The following is a 16,542-nucleotide window of genomic DNA, read 5'->3' on the forward strand; positions in this document are numbered from 1 at the left end:
TTTTGAATAAAAAAATTTTAAAATCAATGAGTTATAATTTTTAGATTAGCCTACAAAATTCTCTCGCACTTTCGTAAGTTCTGAAAATCTTATCCCCTACTCCCAATATTCTAAGTATCTTTTTATGTTCCTCCTTAGCTTTGCTCATAATCCTTATTTTCTCCCCCTCTATCTCAAAACCTCCTATCCCTATCTCATAAAATTTGTCCAAACACTTCTTCAGACTGTTTTCTTTGCTCTCCCTTAACCATCCTTTCTCCTTCAACTCATCCATTAGCCTGTTTAACACTGTCTGGGCTACCACACATAAAAATATATGCGTCCTTACTCTCCTGTCTTTATAATGATATATCGGTCTTATCTCTACAAAATCCTTTAACTGCTTGAATGCATCCTCCACTGTCTGTAATTCCTTATACTGCCTCTCTATTTCTTCATCTTCTTCCTTTATTAATGTCGTCTGCAAAATATACTTCCCACACATATCATATGCCTTCTTTATAGCTTCTTGCTTTGCTATTATCTGAAATCTGCCTTCTTCGTATCTGAAATCATAATAATTCTCAGCTCCACTTTTTGTCAGTTTCCTCTGCGCCCTCCTCAGTATTTTCTCCCTGTCTCTTAGCTTTCCTCTTTCTATCATCTGCCTTACTTTTTCCAATGCCTCCCTGCCCCTTTTAAGTATACTTTCCAATGTCTCCCTGTCATGGCTTTCTCTGTATTCAGACCCACATAGTACATATCTGCTCTTTACCCCTTCCTCTTCACTTATATAGATGACCTGCACCCCATTTTTTGGAACAACAAAAATACGAATATAATCTAAGATGAACATAACCTATGAAGGAGGAATTTATTATGAAACAGACAAAATACCCTGTTGAAAAAATCATTCAGATTCTATCTGAAGCAGAACTTCCAGGAAGTTCCATTGCAGAGGTCTGCCGTAAATACTCTATCGCAAGAAGTACCTTTGACAAATGGAGACAGAAATTCAAAGGCATGTCATCCAGTGAGGCTAAAAGACTTAAAGCACTTGAAGATGAAAACTTAAGACTAAAAAGAATCCTTGCTGAAAAAGAACTTGAAATACAGGTGCTCAGAGACATTGTTAAAAAAAAACTTCTGACAATAAACGAAAGGAGAGTGATTGCTAAACATATGATTCAAAGCGGTATAAATGTAAGAAAAACAGCTGAGATACTTGAAATACCACTCAGTACCCTTTATTACTCTTCTTGTAAGGCTGAAAAAGATATGGCTCTTACAGAAATGATAAAAGATATAGCCTTTAAATATACATTCTATGGCTACAGACGAATTCATATGGTTATAAAAAGAGCTGGTCACCATGTCAATCATAAAAAAGTCTACAGAATCTATAAAACACTTAATCTTCAGAGGCAAAAACCTCGTAAAAATAAAAGACTGATTTCTGTTCATATGCCTCTTACACAGCCCCGGTTTTGCAATCATGTCTGGGCTATAGATTTTCTTTTTGACAGTCTTACAGACAGAAGACTTATTAAGATAATGACGATTGAAGACCTTATGAGCAGGTTTTGTGTTGGTATTGAGGTAGGTTTTAGCATTACTGCTAATATGGTTATAGAGGTTATTGAAAGATGTATCAATGTTTATGGGATACCGAGGGTTATCAGGACTGACCAGGGTTCTGAGTTCAGAAGCATTATTTTTGAGAAGTTTATCCAGAGATATGGCATAAGGCATGAGTTTATTGAAAAAGCAAGTCCATGGCAAAATGGAGCTCTGGAAAGCTTCAATGGTAAGCTCAGGGAGGAATGCCTTAGTAGAAACCTGTTTGAGACTCTAATGCAAGCAAGAAAGGTGATAGATGAGTACAGGAAGTTCTATAATACAGAAAGACCTCATAGCGGTATCTGCAACAAGATGCCTTCGGAGGTCTTTAGTAATAGTTCGTAAATATGTTGTTCCAGTATTTGGGTGCATATTTTATGAAAGGCTATATGTTCGTATTTATTCTGTTCCAAAAAATGGGGGCATATCAGGCTTTTTCTGGTGTTGCTATTTTACAAAATCTATTTTCTTGCAATCTATCTTTTTCCAAACCAGCGTATAGAAGACTTTTAGGCATAGATAAAAATCTAAATGTGCCTACCTTCGATTCTACTGTTCCAGTATTAGCCTTGCCATTGATGAGCGGCAAAATAGCAAAGACAATCCTCGTTGGATTGTTTAAGATGTTGATTAAAGAAGAGTGGAGACTAACAATCGCTCCTTTTCTTATATACTGTGCAGCTTCTTGTGGTAGTACAATAGGGGTTGTCATTGCATTGATGTACACGCCTTTAGTCACCTGTTCAAGCTTATCCATTGCTACCATTCTTTTTATCCAAAGATGAACAGTATTATTCGATAATGGGCTTTTTTTATTTGCAATGTAATTAGCCCATCTGATAATCGTAGGGGTTGTAAGAATACGCATTTTATTGTGACCGGTTAACTCCATTTCTAATTTATCCTGCCACGAAAGCATCATATTTTGCTTAAAGTATTATACTTACTGGACTAAAACTACTGTCAGATAGTATACCCTTATAACAATCTTCTATCGTCCCCTGTAAATGCTCTATTACGGTTGCTCGCATTTGGGCATAAAATGTCTCATCAAGTCTAATATATTCTGCTTTTGGTAAAAAAGGCAATAATTCATTTATAGCCCTTTCATAGGTAAAACTACTCATCTTTTGCCATATTTTTTTCAGTGCATCATCTTTGCTTATGTTGTTTTGTTTTAAATACGATGCAATTATTTGTTTATTCACATCAACCCCTATGTTAACTAATAGGAATACATCATACACATCCCTTATCGCTTGCCTCGTGTCTGATAACAAAGATAACATTTTAGATAGCATTAACGCCTCTAACGAATAGCTTTCTACCAATATTGGGGATAGGTTGTATTCAATGGGTGGGATGAAAGTAACTGCTGTAATAAAATCCCTTGGTGGTATACTATGCCTAAATACCTCAACAGTCAGTTCGACTTTTTCATTTGGAGTCCCTGCAATGGTTCCACAGATTTTCCACTTTAACGTAGTCTCTGTTTGCTTTGGTTCAGTTATAACAGTTTTTTCAGCGACTGGATTGTCTTTTAGTGCTGACTTTATAAAACCCTTTACCTGTTGCTGTATTTGATGCACAGGGATTGAGGGGTCAACACAGAGATCTATATCTTTTGTAAATCTCCTACTCTTTTTAGTAGGTTTAGGAATAAAAGGAGAAAGTTTGACATAAGTAAGGTAGTCTTTTATATGGCCTGCAAGCATATACTTGAACCACAGAGCAAACTTGGCATGTATGAGAGTTATGCTAAGTACATCAATTTTTTTAAATTAGACTTAAATCATCTATACAGGGCATTAGATGATTTAGCGGAAATAAAGGAGGACATAGAGGAGTATTTATTTGAGCGTAACAGGACATTATTTAACATGACAGTAGATGTAGTGTTTTATGATGTAACGACTTTTTATTTTGAGAGCAAGGATGAGGATTTATTGAGGAAGTTTGGGTATAGTAAAGATGGGAAGGCATCGGAGGTACAGGTAGTGCTTGGGTTGTTGATAGATGCTGAAGGAAAGCCTATAGGTTATGACATATTTTCTGGAAACATTTTTGAGGGCAAGAGTCTCTCATGGTCAACTCTTCAGCTGATTTTATTCACTTCTGCTGCATATAACCTCTGTACACAGCTTCTTTACCTCTGAGCAAACCTCTACTATTTCGCCCCTAACAGGTAACTTTTCGCACACCTCTTCGACATCACACACGTAGATTATTTCATAACACGTCTCGCCAGGTCGTTGACCTGGAATAGGTTTCTCTCGAACCCCGGGCCTACCAGGATCAGAAATAGCAGGATCTGGAGTTACAAATACTCAAGAAAGTAGGATAAGAATTACCATGAGATGAGGCATGCTGAGTCTGTTCATTGCTGTCATCCTCTGCCTAGCACTTTACTCTCACTGCAATGCATTTGCCAGATTGATCGGGACAGCATCTTTCGCAGAAATGTTGACCATTACTGTCACAGCAACAGACTCTTTCATAACATCCATCAACCTGCAAATTCCATGGCGTACAGTTCACCCCTTCGCTAACATAGAGAATGGTCGATGAGGAGTCCTTGAACACCATCCATCCCTCTTGGACCTCTTTAGATGAGAGAGCTGTCAGGGTTAGAATAAGCAGAATTAAAAGAATAGATTTTTTAATCATCATCATTCACCTCACTTTTTTTCTTTGCAAACTATTTTTTTGCATCTAATCGGTACCTCTGCACACACTCTAGTTACATATCCAGGCTTGATCTCCACATCACGGCAATCCTTTTTTGTTCCACACTCATAGTATTCTTCCCAACAGTCCTTTGAAGCTGAATCTTGCGAATTCTCCTTCGATTCCTCCCCCCAAGCACCATCAGCCATGAGGGTTAGCATTGCAGCCGCAACAATAAAAATTCGCAAAAACTTACTCACTACCTCACCTCCCTTCTAAGCCACACTCAACCAACTGAAAGGGCTGATGTGGATTTAAAGTTTTTACTAAGGTAAAGCAGAACTCAGTCTTACGGAGAAAGACCTCATCGGGTGACCAATTATGAACTTCTAGTAGAATCCGTGGATATTCATGGTTTTTAAGGATCTTAAATTTTTCTACACTGATTCGATCTCCGATTACAAAGGAGTCGGTCTGATAGACTTCACCGTTCTTTGTAAGAAGTGCGGTAATTTCATAGAAAGTTCCACTGCCGCCGCCGCTCTGGGAGAGGATTACTACGGCATCCCTTCTTTTATCCCCATTCAGATCTACTAAGAGAAATCTCATTAGTCTGACAATCAGAACATCATCGGGATAATTGAGTCTCCTGTAAAGGCCATCAACAAGTTTCACCGTTGATTGAGAGAACTTGAGAAAATATGAATAGTTCCTGACAAGCTTAACACTCACTCTATCAACCCCTCCAAGGGAATGAGAGGTTAAGGTAAAAATAAAGAGGCCTACAATTGAATGAGTTAGCCAGTTACTCATCAAGGATTCTCTCAACAAAAACATAGTAGCTTGGTATGAAGCCAAAATAATCACGTTTATACACCAGGTATATTTTCACTTTGCGGACTGCAAGTTCCATGCTGTCAAAATTACTCTTGAAAATGCCTGCCACTCGATAAAAGGGTCCAGATTTTCTCATGGTGGGAACGCTCAGCAATGATCCAATTGCTAAGTCTCTATTGATTAGAGCCTCTACAGTTCTCTCCTCTGGCGGTATTAATGGACCGTATGTAAAGTCAAAAGTCTCTCTCTCCCCATGTCCCTCTAATATGTAATCCTCAGGTTTTATATTCTCTAACCGGTTGAGTTCTCTCTTAAGAAATTGAATTTTTTCATCCCTAATCGCCTTTAATGACTTTCTCTCCTGATCAAGCTCCATCTGAATGGCCTTGATGGTGGCTTCAATTAGTGCCTTTTTGAGGGTGATTTTGTAATCAGCAGCCGTTTTTTTTCAGATTGTGCAGATTTGACAACGCCTTCCACGAGCACAGGATTGAGAATTCTTACCATACATGGACTTTTAATTCCAAGGTCATGGACCATGTCGTATTCTAAAAAAACACCATCAGGAAAATTTGCCTTGCAATTATCTGGCATGATCCGATAGAATCCTATCTCACACACTGGAATCTTTGTCCAGTCCGGAGTATTAACCTTTACTGAAGCTCTCACATGTTTCGTATCCGTACAGCCACCACTGCTGACTCTGATTCTGATAGAATCTCTCTGTATAGTTACTCCTCTCAGAGGAATTAGCCCAATCTTACGAGTGTCGTAAATATCTGCACGACTGTAAGTTGAGTCAGCAGTCCCGTCTTCAGAGACATAGCTTGAATTTGCCCCTACAATTCCGCCCCATTCAACAGCAGTGAACCCCTTTCTTTTTAGTGGGGAGATAATCGGTTCTTTTAGGTTTACAGGTTTATTGGAAGGTATAAAGAGGAGAATAACACGGATAAAGGTGTCTGGTTTGGGATCAATCTCCACGCTCAGATTGGTGTTAATCCATTCCTGGGAGAGAGGTTTTATGATGTAGTATTCAACTCTCTTAAGATTTTTCAACCAGTAATCTACAAAGTCTCTTACCTCCCAATCCTTGAGGCCTAAAGAGGGTAATTTTTTCGTTAACCAAGCTTTGAGGTTTTCGTACTTTACGCACCAGCCCTCATCAGGAGCCTCAACTGGATACCAAAGGGAAACCTCGTAGAACAGATATCTGTATCTTCTCTCTATCAAACCCTCAGCACTTACTCTAACCTTCCATTCATTCCTGTAATCGGGAATGGTCTCTGTAAGATGTCCGAGCGGACGGAGTTTTACACTTACCATTGTTTCCGTGAGTGGATAGAGATAGAGAGCTGGTTTTTTCACGATCTTAGGCACCTCGTACCTCAGTATATAAGAGGGTGGATCCTTTGATTTTGAAAGTAAGAAACACAAGCTCTCCACACCAGAGTCGAGTCTCAAAATCACATTAACACAGGAAGTTAACCCCCTTGGTCGAATGTCATGATCGCCAGTAGACATATACATATACATATCACTAACGGCTTTTACAGGCAAGTTAGACTGCAAAATCGTTTCGATGATAATTGAATTGGTCTGTAATAATTGATTTTCTGTGCTTACTAATCCGAGGATCTCATGATATTTCTTACCCTCTCTGACTATCTCAAAGATAATAGCCACATCGGGAAGTGTTTCATATCTCTGTAACGACGGAGGTCTCACAGTGTAACTTAGTAACCTCACCTCAGCCAGATTCGGATCCGAGTATTTTCCATCCACCAGGGTTACGGTGCTGTTTAGTGATGAAAAATGGTAACTGTGATTTTTAATTCGCCTTTCGTCGATTTGAGCAGCATAAGATAGATAACCATCAGCGACTAAGGGGAGAAAAAGGAGAAAAAGAGTTACCAGCCACTTAAAAGTGGATGTTACCCTCATTCGGATTACCCCTATTGTCTTAAGTTTTTATAGCTTTCTAAGTCTACTTGAGATCCAATCAGTCTCTGGAGATAACCTCTCAGGAAAGATACAGAGAAGGAATATCTGTTAACCTCAATCAGAAATTTCGATCTCATGCATAATTATAAAAAAAATTTTTTAAATCGACAACCCCCCCCGCCTTTCTTCAAAAAAATCTCTTCGAAAAGGGATTGTTTCCTCAAAATTGACAAAAAAGGCAATCATCCTGTAAAACCCCTTATTCACAAATTAATTTTACCTACAGAAGGTTTCCAAGATGATTGCCTTGATACCAAATGGAGTATACAACATGAGTAACAGAAAGGCAATCATCAACGAAAATGCAAAAAAATATCAGAAGTCAGCAAAGAAGATTAAATCCCAGCTTCTTGAAGGACTTATGCCTATACTACACATGAACAGATACCAAACTTAATCGCAATAAACGTAAAAACCGCTGTAAATCAATGAGTTATTATCTACAGATTAGTCTACATGCTCTCTAACCTATATTTAACTATCCGATTTCTCTCTAACTGTCTATATTTTCCTCCTCTCTTGTTATCTCATTTACTAATCTGATCATCTCTCTTCGTTCCGCTCTATTCTTGCAATTAGAACCTCTCCTCTCCCCTGTCATTGCGAGTGTCAGCGAAGCAATCTCTCCTTTGCTCCCTCTTCAGTCATTGCGAGGAGCGTAAGCGACGAAGCAATCTCATTCCGTTGGTCTTTGAGACTGCCACGGCCACTTCGTGGCCTCGCAGTGACATGCGGGGGAGTAAGAGACTGCCTCGCCTCATAGAGAGGCTCACAGTGACAAAATGCATACGCTATGTTCTCAGAGATCCCCTTCTTGCCTTTATTCTCTTCCTCATAGCTCTCTCTATCCTTTACAAATCTCATTAGAACCATGTCTTTTGTTAATCGTGATACCCTCTTAGAAGAAAGATTATGTGTAGAATACAATGGATTAAAAGCAGAAATGTAAGCCCATCCTTCTCTTTTCCCATAGCTTTCTACATACCATTTGGGAGACATTTCATTTTGATCTAACCAACCTAATTTCGGAGACACTTTCTATGATCTAATACGAGGGGGTTGACAGTATCCTAAATAATCAAGATACTATAAGATTTAAATGATAATTTATCTCCTACAGAAATACTATTTATTAGTATTTTCACAGGAGAAGAGAACTTAATAAGCCTTGAATTTCACAAATTTGATATTGTGCAGGCATTACACTGGACATTAGGGTCTTGTCTATATGCAGATATTTTTTTCAAGTAATCATTTAACTGACCTGCACCCCATTTTTTGGAACAACAAAAATACGAATATAATCTAAGATGAACATAACCTATGAAGGAGGAATTTATTATGAAACAGACAAAATACCCTGTTGAAAAAATCATTCAGATTCTATCTGAAGCAGAACTTCCAGGAAGTTCCATTGCAGAGGTCTGCCGTAAATACTCTATCGCAAGAAGTACCTTTGACAAATGGAGACAGAAATTCAAAGGCATGTCATCCAGTGAGGCTAAAAGACTTAAAGCACTTGAAGATGAAAACTTAAGACTAAAAAGAATCCTTGCTGAAAAAGAACTTGAAATACAGGTGCTCAGAGACATTGTTAAAAAAAACTTCTGACAATAAACGAAAGGAGAGTGATTGCTAAACATATGATTCAAAGCGGTATAAATGTAAGAAAAACAGCTGAGATACTTGAAATACCACTCAGTACCCTTTATTACTCTTCTTGTAAGGCTGAAAAAGATATGGCTCTTACAGAAATGATAAAAGATATAGCCTTTAAATATACATTCTATGGCTACAGACGAATTCATATGGTTATAAAAAGAGCTGGTCACCATGTCAATCATAAAAAAGTCTACAGAATCTATAAAACACTTAATCTTCAGAGGCAAAAACCTCGTAAAAATAAAAGACTGATTTCTGTTCATATGCCTCTTACACAGCCCCGGTTTTGCAATCATGTCTGGGCTATAGATTTTCTTTTTGACAGTCTTACAGACAGAAGACTTATTAAGATAATGACGATTGAAGACCTTATGAGCAGGTTTTGTGTTGGTATTGAGGTAGGTTTTAGCATTACTGCTAATATGGTTATAGAGGTTATTGAAAGATGTATCAATGTTTATGGGATACCGAGGGTTATCAGGACTGACCAGGGTTCTGAGTTCAGAAGCATTATTTTTGAGAAGTTTATCCAGAGATATGGCATAAGGCATGAGTTTATTGAAAAAGCAAGTCCATGGCAAAATGGAGCTCTGGAAAGCTTCAATGGTAAGCTCAGGGAGGAATGCCTTAGTAGAAACCTGTTTGAGACTCTAATGCAAGCAAGAAAGGTGATAGATGAGTACAGGAAGTTCTATAATACAGAAAGACCTCATAGCGGTATCTGCAACAAGATGCCTTCGGAGGTCTTTAGTAATAGTTCGTAAATATGTTGTTCCAGTATTTGGGTGCATATTTTATGAAAGGCTATATGTTCGTATTTATTCTGTTCCAAAAAATGGGGGCATATCATAGATGGTCACTGGCAACTCCTTCTGAAATATATCTAACTGTATACCCTTCTGCACTACCATTTTCTTTGCTTCCCTAAATCTCATCGCTAATATGTAGTTTATCCCCTCTCTCTCAAGATACTCTATATTCTGTAATGTCACCATCCCCCTGTCTCCTATAAATACTGCCTCCTTGATGTCGTATCTCTTCTTTAACTGACTTATTAGTCCCTTTACTGTCTCCTTATCTGATATGTTGCCTTCTATAACATCAAAATGCACTGGAAATTTATTCTCGTTCAAACATAAACACAACAATACTTGCTTTTTATCGGGCTTCCCATCCCTTGAGTATCCATATCTTGCAAGCCCCAGAGGTCCTTGACCCTCAAAGTATACTGAGGTAATATCATAAAGCAACAACTTTGTCCCTTGTGCTCCCGTCTTATAAAAATCATCTAACACATTATCCATCTTCTCATACAACTTGTCCATTGCCCTGTATATCTCATTTACATGCATATCCTCTTCCCTTAAATCAAACAGTTCCATAAAACCACTTCTTCGTATCCATCCCACTGATGCATACTTACTCCTTGGCTCTATTATCCTGTTAAGCACTACTGCCAAAAGCAAATCTCTTACTTTCTTTGGAAAATGCCTTAACCATCCCAGAAATCCTATCTTCATCATAAATCCTAACAGTAACAGTATATGCCCTACTGAAGTTGCATCCTCAAAAAACTTGTCTTTGTCCACTACAACCTTTTTCTCAGGTGACTTAAGCAGTTGCCTTATTTTGGAAATAAGAGGCTCACCTAAGTGAGTGATATTGGCAATTTTTTCATGCCTAACCTTTTTAGTTTTTTTGTCTCTGTAAGCTTTAGATATTTCGTAGGTTTTGTATTTTTTACCTTTTTTTGTTGACCAAGATTCTTTTACGAACATAGTTACCTCCTTTTTTATATTAGTATACAAAAATTAGACAAAAAAGTCAATATTTAATGGAATAAATAAGCAAAAATAATAAAGTTAGATTAGACTACAAAATTGAATGAAAAAAGATATAACTTATTGAATTATAAAGCTTTTGATATTTTTAAAGGCTGAAAATTGATGAAGTTGGGTGAAAAGATACTTATGCTTTACCTTCCCATCATCATCCCTGTATCCCTCTACCACATAGACATAGGGAATACCTTGCGCTGATTTTACAACTTTCAGAAACATGATTTAAAAAAGTTATACAACAAAAAATGGAAATAAAAAATGAGATGTAGTATTTTCAATGGGTTATGAGTTTAAAAATCAATTTTTGGGGCTTCAACTGACAAAGTCGGGAGGAAAATAAGTAAAAAAACCAAATCTTCAAAAAAACAATCAACAAAGAAAGACAAGAGTTCTTCAGTTAAAAAAGTATCACACAAAAAAGTCAAAAAGTAAACAAGCTTATTTTTCTTTCTGCTCTGGAGAAGTTTTTACCAAAGCTGTAAATGGTGAAGCAGGATATTTATTAACAAGAGTATCATAATATTTTTGGGCTTGTTCTTTATTGTCTTTTTCATAAATCTTTGCAAGCTGAAAGAGTGCAAAATCTTTTAAAGTATCTGAATTGCCATTTATTATTTCATTTAAAACCTGAATTGCTTTGTCCTGTTCATTGTTTTTTAGATAAGTCATTGCTATTTTTACTTTTGCAAGATTTGTAAAGTAAGGGTCATTGCTTGATGCAACTTTATTTAAAATCTCAATTGCTTTGTCCTTTTGCCCTGAAGCCTCATATGCGTAGCCTGCATTTAAAAGATATGTTAGATTTTTCTTTTTGCCGTAAGCCTCTGTAAATAGCTGAGCAGCCTTAGAAAATCTTTGCTCAGCTGATACATTTTTTACAAATCCAAAATAATACTGATATGCCTGATATTCAAGCTCCTTTGCATCACTTTCTTGTTTAATTTTATAGATATAAAAACCTAAAATTAAAACAACAGAAACACCAAATATTAAAAGAGCTTTCAGAAGATTTTTCTTCTGGGCAAATAATTTTTCCTTAAATGTTTCTACATGTTCAACATTTTTCATGAAGTCTTCCTCCTTACAATTTCTTCCATATTTTTAAAAACCTGACTGACTTCAGCATCTGTAAGTCCTGCACCTTTTAATATTTTACAAGCAAACTCATTTGAAATTAAATCTCCCGGAGAATGGGTATCTGTGTTTATTGCAAGTTTTGCTGAATACTTAAGGGCAAGCTTTGCAACATGACCGTTACTTAAGCTATGACCTTTTCTTGCTGTTATTTCAAGATATATTCCCCTTTGTGAGGCTTCTTTTACTTCTTCCTCTGTAATTAATCCGGGATGGGCAAGAATGTCAATGTCTGATTGAACTGCTATAGCATTTGTTCCTTCTTTTACAGGCTCAACAAGAGTTTCACCGTGGACAACTACAATCTTTGCTCCAAGCTTTCTTGCCTCCTTTGAAAGCTCGGGAATGCTTTCAGGTGGAACATGAGTAAGTTCAATTCCGGGAAGTAAAAAAACTTTTGTGTAAGGCTGAATGGCTCTGCAGACTTTTACAATTCTTGGAATTATTAAGTCAATGTTTGACTGGTCACCGTGATCTGTTATTGCCAATGCCTTGTAACCTATAGCTTCTGCTCTTCTTATTATTTCTGCAGGAATTAGCTCTCCATCACTAAAAACACTGTGAATATGAAGGTCTATCATTTTAAAAACTCCAGCATTTTTTTAAACTCAGCGGTTCCTGCTTTCTTAAGTATTTGAAATATTATTGTTTCTGTGCATGTAACTACTGCTCCTGCATCCCTAATGAGCTCCAGTCCTGTTTTCCAGTCCTGCTTTCTGCGACTGCAAACTGCATCATTTGGTACAAAAACACTGTAATCTCGCATTATAAAATCAAGAACTGTTTGCCAAACACATACATGGGTTTCCATACCTGTGACAATTACTTTGTTTCTGTTAAGACTTTTTAAGGATTGCAAAAATTTTTCCTCTCCCACACAACTGAAATGAAGCTTTTCAATTGGCTCTACATCAACCAAATTCTTTATTTCTTTTAAAGTGCCTCCCAATCCCTTTGGATATTGCTCTGTAAGGATTATAGGAATTGAAAAAGTCTTTGCAAGATGAATAAGTTTTATGATATTTTTAAAAGTGCTTTCAAGCACATCTTCCTTCATTGCCTTTGCAAGCTTTTCCTGAAAATCAACAATTACAAGAACTGAATTTTCAGGTTCAATATAAAATTTTTCAGTAGACATTATTTAACCTCCAATAAATCCTTTAAAAGTTTTATTATATCATCAATCTTAAAGGGTTTTGTAACATACCATTTCACTCCAAGTTCTTTTGCAGTTTTTTTATCTATTTCTTGTCCTTTAGCTGTAAGCATCACTATCTTTAAGTCCCAAGCTGGAGGCTCTTTTTTAAGGATTCTACATATCTCAAAGCCATCAAGTTTTGGCATCATAATATCAAGAAAAACTATGTCAGGTTTTTCTTTTCTGATAAGCTCAAGTCCTTCTTCTCCATCTGAAGCCTCAAGAATTTCAAATTCTTCTTCTATTTCTTCTATTATCTGTCTCATAAACTCTCTTATAATTACCTCATCATCAACTATCAATATTTTCATCTTTTATATCCTCCTTTTTTCTTAAAGGGATTGTGAAATAAAATATGCTTCCTTTGCCGACCTGACTTTCAACCCAGATTTTTCCTCCATGTGCCTCTATAATTTGTTTAGAAATAGGAAGTCCAAGCCCTGTTCCTTTTGGTTTATTTTTCAAAATATCTCCTGCTTGTTTAAACTTTTCAAATATTTTAGCTATTTCACTTTCTGGAATTCCAATTCCTGTATCCTCAACACTTACAAGTATTTCATTTTCTCTTAAAGTTGCACTGCATCCTATGTATCCTTTTTCAGTAAATTTTAATGCATTTGAGAGAAGATTAATCATTACTTGAATAAGTCTTTCTTTGTCAGCATAAATTTTAGGAAGTTCATGTTGAATGTTTTGTTTAAAGGGCAGTCCTTTTGGTTCAAATATTGATGAAAGAGCTTTGTATGCATCATTTATTACATCTTCTATTAAAATTTCTTCAAAATTCCATCGGACTGTTCCTGATTCAAGCTTTGATATGTCAAGTATGTCATTTATAAGAGAAGTTATTCTTTCACCCTCTGAACGGACTATTGCAAAATTTCTATTAATTTTTTCAAGTACTTTTGATATTTTTCCATCCTTCTCTTTGATTGCAGGTATTACAGTATCTTTAAACTTTCTCTCTATCATTTCAACAAATCCAAGTATTGAAGTAAGCGGTGTTCTAAGTTCATGGCTAACTACGGTTATAAATTCAGTCTTGAGTCTGTCAACTTCCTTCTCCTGTGTTATATCTCTTATTAAAATAACTGCACCAAGAATTCCCCTTGCCTCAGAATCCTCTGCAAAATACTCTTTTTTTATGCTCTTTGCAACAGCCTTTCCAATTCTGTTTTTTGTAAGAGGAACTTCAGCGGAGACAATCTCTTCTATATTTAAAGATTTAGTAACTAATTTGGCAAAGTTTTCACCCAATATTTCTATGTTTTTACCAATCATTTCATGTTCTGTAAGTCCAAACATTTCTGAAGCAGCAGAATTAATATGATTAATTACTCCGTCCTTGTCAACAACTATGAGTCCATCTGCCATGTTATCAATTATTGTGGTTAGATAGGCAAGGGTATCTTGAAGTTCAACAACAGCATCCTTAAGGGCTGATTCATATTTGTCAAATACTTCATTGATATTGTTTGCCATTGACTGAAGTGTATTAGCTAAAAGTCCGATTTCATCCTTAGATTTAATATTAACTGTTGCTGTAAAATCATGATTTAGTAATTTTTTTGCATAATCAGTTAATTCATTAAGTGGTTGAGATATTTTGTTTACCATAAAGTATGCCAAAAAAATAGTAAAAAGAAATATTCCGAAAAGAAGTCCTAATTGTTTTGTAAGAACTGCCCACATTTTTTTATTTATGTTCGCTTTGTTCATTCCAACATGCACAAAACCAATAGCTCCTTCTGTAATTGGAGATACTATGTCAAGAAATTCTCCAATTCCCTCAATGTTGACTTCTTTAATTCCTGATTTATGTGTTTTAGCAAGCTCTAATACTTCTTCTGGAATGGATGGAACAAAGGTATGTGAGATTATTTCTCCTGAGGAGTCTATAACAAAAACATAGGAAACTCCCTCTATCTCAAGAAATTGGTCTATCATTGCTTGAACAGTTGCGGAGTCAAGATTTAAAATTGTCTCAACTGAGGAAGATGCAATACTACTTGCAATGGCTGTTCCCTTTGATTTGTATTCTTCTATAAGATTTTTGTAAAGATGCCATCCTGAAAATATACTTATTGTGAAAAAAAGAATTGCAAAAAGAAAGATTATTCCAAAAAGAGTTCTCTGGAAGAGCTTAGACATCCTCATTTTTTCCACTCACTCCAATCACCCATTGGCATAAATTTTCCATTTTTGTAGGTTGTATAGTAAATTTTATCAAGTGCTTGATGTTTATTTTTTAAGAAGTTTAATTTTTCATCAATTCCTATGTCTATATTTTTCAATGATTCAACTGTGTCTTTTATTTTTTCTCTTTTTAGCTCTTTTCCCATTCTTTTTAATATTTCTACCATTACTTTTGCATTTAAAAAACCTTCAAAACTTACAAAGCTGTATTTTAGAGGGTTGTAATCTTGTTCCATAAGTTCTGCAGGTGGCATGGGATTGTATTTATCCATTAAATTTCTGTACTCCCTTACTGCTTTTAAAGTTGTATCTTCATAACTTGGAACAACTTGAGAGAAAATTAAATTTTTTGTATATGACCTTCCTGTTTTTTTCTCCTCTTCAATAAGAAGATTTATCATAAATTCACTTCCTACAAAGGATACATTTGCAATTGGAACATCCCATCCCATATTCCTTACATCTCTTATAAAACCAGCACAAGCAGCATACGCACCGACTGATATTATTGCATCCACTCCTGCATTCTTTAAAACCTGAGCTTGTTTCACAAAACTGTCACTGTATTTTGCGCCCCTTTTATATGTTGCTTCAGCAACTATTTTAAGTCCATATTTTGCCAGAGTTTTTCTTACACCATTCCATCCGCTTCTACCATATGCATCAGCTTGATAAAATATTCCTATTTTTTTTCTACCAATGCTTAAAAAGTGCTCAACCAAACCTCCTGTTTCCTGCTCATATGAAGCTCTTAGATTAAAAACATATTCAGCATAAGGAGGTGTTCTGTGGGGCATTGCACCTGTAAATGGAAAGAAAAGATAAATGTTTTTATCAGCGTTGCTTTTTAAAATAGGTAAAATTCTTGTAACAGTAGGAGTTCCAACATAGTTAAAAAGGGCAAATACTTTGTCTTCTTCAATAAGTTTTATTGTATTCTTAATGCATGGGATGGGATTGTAACCATCATCATAGGCTTTAATGATAATCTTTTTACCATGAATTCCACCGTTTTCATTAATAAAATTGAAATACGCCATTGCTCCTCTGTAAAGCTCTATTCCTAAGCCTCGTGTTGGTCCTTTAAAAGCAGCAGACATTCCAAGAACAATGCTATCATTTTCTTGAGCTTTGACAAAGGAAGGAATTAAGAAAATTAAAAAAATTAAAACTTTTATTAAAACTGAACCTGACATCTTTTTACACCATTTCCTTCATTCCTTATCCATAAAAGCGTTTTATTATTTCTTCTGCACCAATTCTTTACATCATTTTCAAAAGTTGGGCAGTCTGCAATTACTTCAAGAATGTCACCCTTTTTCATCTTTAAAGCTTTGATTGTCATCTGAATTGTTGGTTGGGGGCATTTAAGTCCACGAGCATCAAAAACTATTACAGCCATTG

Annotated in this window: 21 protein-coding genes; 5 read left to right on the plus strand and 16 right to left on the minus strand. The window is 36.0% G+C overall.

Annotation, left to right across the window (positions count from 1 at the left end; genetic code table 11):
- Nucleotides 1-40: 40 nt before the first annotated feature.
- On the minus strand, nt 41-835 hold the full coding sequence (locus tag ACYQ3P_RS09695; protein WP_460177692.1) for an IS1634 family transposase: 795 nt from the start codon (nt 833-835) through the stop codon (nt 41-43).
- A 23-nt stretch (nt 836-858) separates the two neighbouring features.
- Here ACYQ3P_RS09695 and ACYQ3P_RS09700 point away from each other — a divergent pair, with 23 nt between their 5' ends.
- On the plus strand, nt 859-1,944 hold the full coding sequence (locus tag ACYQ3P_RS09700) for an IS3 family transposase (protein ID WP_460177693.1): 1,086 nt from the start codon (nt 859-861) through the stop codon (nt 1,942-1,944).
- An 82-nt stretch (nt 1,945-2,026) separates the two neighbouring features.
- Here the strand turns inward: ACYQ3P_RS09700 and ACYQ3P_RS09705 are convergent, their stop codons facing one another.
- Nucleotides 2,027-2,521 carry a hypothetical protein gene (locus ACYQ3P_RS09705; protein ID WP_460177694.1) on the minus strand — a complete coding sequence of 165 codons (495 nt, stop codon included), beginning with the start codon at nt 2,519-2,521 and terminating at the stop codon, nt 2,027-2,029.
- A 7-nt stretch (nt 2,522-2,528) separates the two neighbouring features.
- Nucleotides 2,529-3,314: a nucleotidyl transferase AbiEii/AbiGii toxin family protein gene (locus ACYQ3P_RS09710; protein WP_460177695.1), complete on the minus strand. Its 786-nt coding sequence runs from the start codon at nt 3,312-3,314 to the stop codon at nt 2,529-2,531.
- Here ACYQ3P_RS09710 and ACYQ3P_RS09715 point away from each other — a divergent pair.
- The gene (locus ACYQ3P_RS09715) at nt 3,300-3,755 is read left to right on the plus strand and encodes an IS1634 family transposase (RefSeq protein WP_460177696.1); all 456 of its coding nucleotides are present in this window, start codon (nt 3,300-3,302) and stop codon (nt 3,753-3,755) included. The two genes, ACYQ3P_RS09710 and ACYQ3P_RS09715, sit on opposite strands and share 15 nt — an antisense overlap.
- Before the next feature lie 522 nt (nt 3,756-4,277).
- On the opposite strand, the gene ACYQ3P_RS09720 is transcribed toward ACYQ3P_RS09715, so the two are convergent.
- From ACYQ3P_RS09720 to ACYQ3P_RS09735, 4 genes are read right to left on the minus strand one after another with little or no spacing between them, the layout of a single operon-like run.
- Entirely contained in the window at nt 4,278-4,526 is a 249-nt protein-coding gene (locus ACYQ3P_RS09720) for a hypothetical protein (protein WP_460177697.1), read from the minus strand.
- Nucleotides 4,527-4,530: 4 nt separating this feature from the next.
- On the minus strand, nt 4,531-5,079 hold the full coding sequence (locus tag ACYQ3P_RS09725) for a hypothetical protein (protein ID WP_460177698.1): 549 nt from the start codon (nt 5,077-5,079) through the stop codon (nt 4,531-4,533).
- On the minus strand, nt 5,072-5,479 hold the full coding sequence (locus tag ACYQ3P_RS09730; protein WP_460177699.1) for a hypothetical protein: 408 nt from the start codon (nt 5,477-5,479) through the stop codon (nt 5,072-5,074). Before ACYQ3P_RS09730 ends, ACYQ3P_RS09725 begins: the two co-directional genes overlap by 8 nt.
- Nucleotides 5,480-5,505: 26 nt before the next feature.
- A complete protein-coding gene (locus ACYQ3P_RS09735) occupies nt 5,506-7,047 on the minus strand; it encodes a hypothetical protein (RefSeq protein WP_460177700.1) in 1,542 nt (513 codons plus the stop codon).
- Between the two features lie 298 nt (nt 7,048-7,345).
- Here ACYQ3P_RS09735 and ACYQ3P_RS09740 point away from each other — a divergent pair, with 298 nt between their 5' ends.
- The 3 genes from ACYQ3P_RS09740 to ACYQ3P_RS09750 all read left to right on the plus strand — a co-directional run bounded on the left by ACYQ3P_RS09740 (nt 7,346) and on the right by ACYQ3P_RS09750 (nt 9,533).
- A complete protein-coding gene (locus ACYQ3P_RS09740; protein ID WP_460177701.1) occupies nt 7,346-7,504 on the plus strand; it encodes a hypothetical protein in 159 nt (52 codons plus the stop codon).
- A 944-nt stretch (nt 7,505-8,448) separates the two neighbouring features.
- Nucleotides 8,449-8,718, plus strand: coding sequence for a transposase (locus ACYQ3P_RS09745; protein ID WP_460177702.1), 270 nt, complete (start codon nt 8,449-8,451; stop codon nt 8,716-8,718).
- 17 nt (nt 8,719-8,735) lie between these two features.
- Complete coding sequence (locus ACYQ3P_RS09750) at nt 8,736-9,533, plus strand: IS3 family transposase (RefSeq protein WP_460177703.1); 798 nt, start codon at nt 8,736-8,738, stop codon at nt 9,531-9,533.
- Between the two features lie 54 nt (nt 9,534-9,587).
- On the opposite strand, the gene ACYQ3P_RS09755 is transcribed toward ACYQ3P_RS09750, so the two are convergent.
- The 9 genes from ACYQ3P_RS09755 to ACYQ3P_RS09795 all read right to left on the minus strand — a co-directional run bounded on the left by ACYQ3P_RS09755 (nt 9,588) and on the right by ACYQ3P_RS09795 (nt 16,540).
- Nucleotides 9,588-10,547, minus strand: coding sequence for an IS1634 family transposase (locus ACYQ3P_RS09755; RefSeq protein ID WP_460177704.1), 960 nt, complete (start codon nt 10,545-10,547; stop codon nt 9,588-9,590).
- 123 nt (nt 10,548-10,670) lie between these two features.
- Nucleotides 10,671-10,829, minus strand: coding sequence for a hypothetical protein (locus tag ACYQ3P_RS09760; protein WP_460177705.1), 159 nt, complete (start codon nt 10,827-10,829; stop codon nt 10,671-10,673).
- Between the two features lie 219 nt (nt 10,830-11,048).
- Nucleotides 11,049-11,678 (minus strand): tetratricopeptide repeat protein, encoded by a 630-nt coding sequence (locus ACYQ3P_RS09765; protein ID WP_460177706.1) that lies wholly within the window; start codon nt 11,676-11,678, stop codon nt 11,049-11,051.
- Nucleotides 11,675-12,325 (minus strand): histidinol phosphate phosphatase domain-containing protein, encoded by a 651-nt coding sequence (locus ACYQ3P_RS09770; RefSeq protein ID WP_460177707.1) that lies wholly within the window; start codon nt 12,323-12,325, stop codon nt 11,675-11,677. The genes ACYQ3P_RS09765 and ACYQ3P_RS09770 overlap by 4 nt, the downstream gene beginning before the upstream one ends.
- Entirely contained in the window at nt 12,322-12,882 is a 561-nt protein-coding gene (locus tag ACYQ3P_RS09775) for a hydrolase (protein WP_460177708.1), read from the minus strand. Before ACYQ3P_RS09775 ends, ACYQ3P_RS09770 begins: the two co-directional genes overlap by 4 nt.
- The gene (locus ACYQ3P_RS09780; RefSeq protein ID WP_460177709.1) at nt 12,882-13,253 is read right to left on the minus strand and encodes a response regulator; all 372 of its coding nucleotides are present in this window, start codon (nt 13,251-13,253) and stop codon (nt 12,882-12,884) included. The genes ACYQ3P_RS09775 and ACYQ3P_RS09780 overlap by 1 nt, the downstream gene beginning before the upstream one ends.
- Nucleotides 13,234-15,093, minus strand: a complete 1,860-nt coding sequence (locus ACYQ3P_RS09785; RefSeq protein WP_460177710.1) for a sensor histidine kinase — start codon at nt 15,091-15,093, stop codon at nt 13,234-13,236. Before ACYQ3P_RS09785 ends, ACYQ3P_RS09780 begins: the two co-directional genes overlap by 20 nt.
- Nucleotides 15,094-15,095: 2 nt before the next feature.
- Entirely contained in the window at nt 15,096-16,334 is a 1,239-nt protein-coding gene (locus ACYQ3P_RS09790) for an ABC transporter substrate-binding protein (protein WP_460177711.1), read from the minus strand.
- Nucleotides 16,316-16,540 carry a sulfurtransferase TusA family protein gene (locus ACYQ3P_RS09795; protein ID WP_460177712.1) on the minus strand — a complete coding sequence of 75 codons (225 nt, stop codon included), beginning with the start codon at nt 16,538-16,540 and terminating at the stop codon, nt 16,316-16,318. Before ACYQ3P_RS09795 ends, ACYQ3P_RS09790 begins: the two co-directional genes overlap by 19 nt.
- Between the last annotated feature and the right edge of the window lie 2 nt (nt 16,541-16,542).

The sequence above is a fragment of the Thermodesulfovibrio hydrogeniphilus genome, from assembly GCF_054657355.1.

Excerpts from the sequence above, each read along its gene's own strand:
- ACYQ3P_RS09695 (WP_460177692.1), bottom strand. The coding sequence starts at position 835 with ATGTTCATCTTAGATTATATTCGTATTTTTGTTGTTCCAAAAAATGGG.
- ACYQ3P_RS09700 (WP_460177693.1), top strand. The coding sequence starts at position 859 with ATGAAACAGACAAAATACCCTGTTGAAAAAATCATTCAGATTCTATCT.
- ACYQ3P_RS09705 (WP_460177694.1), bottom strand. The coding sequence starts at position 2,521 with ATGATGCTTTCGTGGCAGGATAAATTAGAAATGGAGTTAACCGGTCAC.
- ACYQ3P_RS09715 (WP_460177696.1), top strand. The coding sequence starts at position 3,300 with ATGGCCTGCAAGCATATACTTGAACCACAGAGCAAACTTGGCATGTAT.
- ACYQ3P_RS09710 (WP_460177695.1), bottom strand. The coding sequence starts at position 3,314 with ATGCTTGCAGGCCATATAAAAGACTACCTTACTTATGTCAAACTTTCT.
- ACYQ3P_RS09725 (WP_460177698.1), bottom strand. The coding sequence starts at position 5,079 with ATGAGTAACTGGCTAACTCATTCAATTGTAGGCCTCTTTATTTTTACC.
- ACYQ3P_RS09730 (WP_460177699.1), bottom strand. The coding sequence starts at position 5,479 with ATGGAGCTTGATCAGGAGAGAAAGTCATTAAAGGCGATTAGGGATGAA.
- ACYQ3P_RS09735 (WP_460177700.1), bottom strand. The coding sequence starts at position 7,047 with ATGAGGGTAACATCCACTTTTAAGTGGCTGGTAACTCTTTTTCTCCTT.
- ACYQ3P_RS09740 (WP_460177701.1), top strand. The coding sequence starts at position 7,346 with ATGATTGCCTTGATACCAAATGGAGTATACAACATGAGTAACAGAAAG.
- ACYQ3P_RS09745 (WP_460177702.1), top strand. The coding sequence starts at position 8,449 with ATGAAACAGACAAAATACCCTGTTGAAAAAATCATTCAGATTCTATCT.
- ACYQ3P_RS09755 (WP_460177704.1), bottom strand. The coding sequence starts at position 10,547 with ATGTTCGTAAAAGAATCTTGGTCAACAAAAAAAGGTAAAAAATACAAA.
- ACYQ3P_RS09760 (WP_460177705.1), bottom strand. The coding sequence starts at position 10,829 with ATGTTTCTGAAAGTTGTAAAATCAGCGCAAGGTATTCCCTATGTCTAT.
- ACYQ3P_RS09765 (WP_460177706.1), bottom strand. The coding sequence starts at position 11,678 with ATGAAAAATGTTGAACATGTAGAAACATTTAAGGAAAAATTATTTGCC.
- ACYQ3P_RS09770 (WP_460177707.1), bottom strand. The coding sequence starts at position 12,325 with ATGATAGACCTTCATATTCACAGTGTTTTTAGTGATGGAGAGCTAATT.
- ACYQ3P_RS09775 (WP_460177708.1), bottom strand. The coding sequence starts at position 12,882 with ATGTCTACTGAAAAATTTTATATTGAACCTGAAAATTCAGTTCTTGTA.
- ACYQ3P_RS09780 (WP_460177709.1), bottom strand. The coding sequence starts at position 13,253 with ATGAAAATATTGATAGTTGATGATGAGGTAATTATAAGAGAGTTTATG.
- ACYQ3P_RS09785 (WP_460177710.1), bottom strand. The coding sequence starts at position 15,093 with ATGTCTAAGCTCTTCCAGAGAACTCTTTTTGGAATAATCTTTCTTTTT.
- ACYQ3P_RS09790 (WP_460177711.1), bottom strand. The coding sequence starts at position 16,334 with ATGTCAGGTTCAGTTTTAATAAAAGTTTTAATTTTTTTAATTTTCTTA.
- ACYQ3P_RS09795 (WP_460177712.1), bottom strand. The coding sequence starts at position 16,540 with ATGGCTGTAATAGTTTTTGATGCTCGTGGACTTAAATGCCCCCAACCA.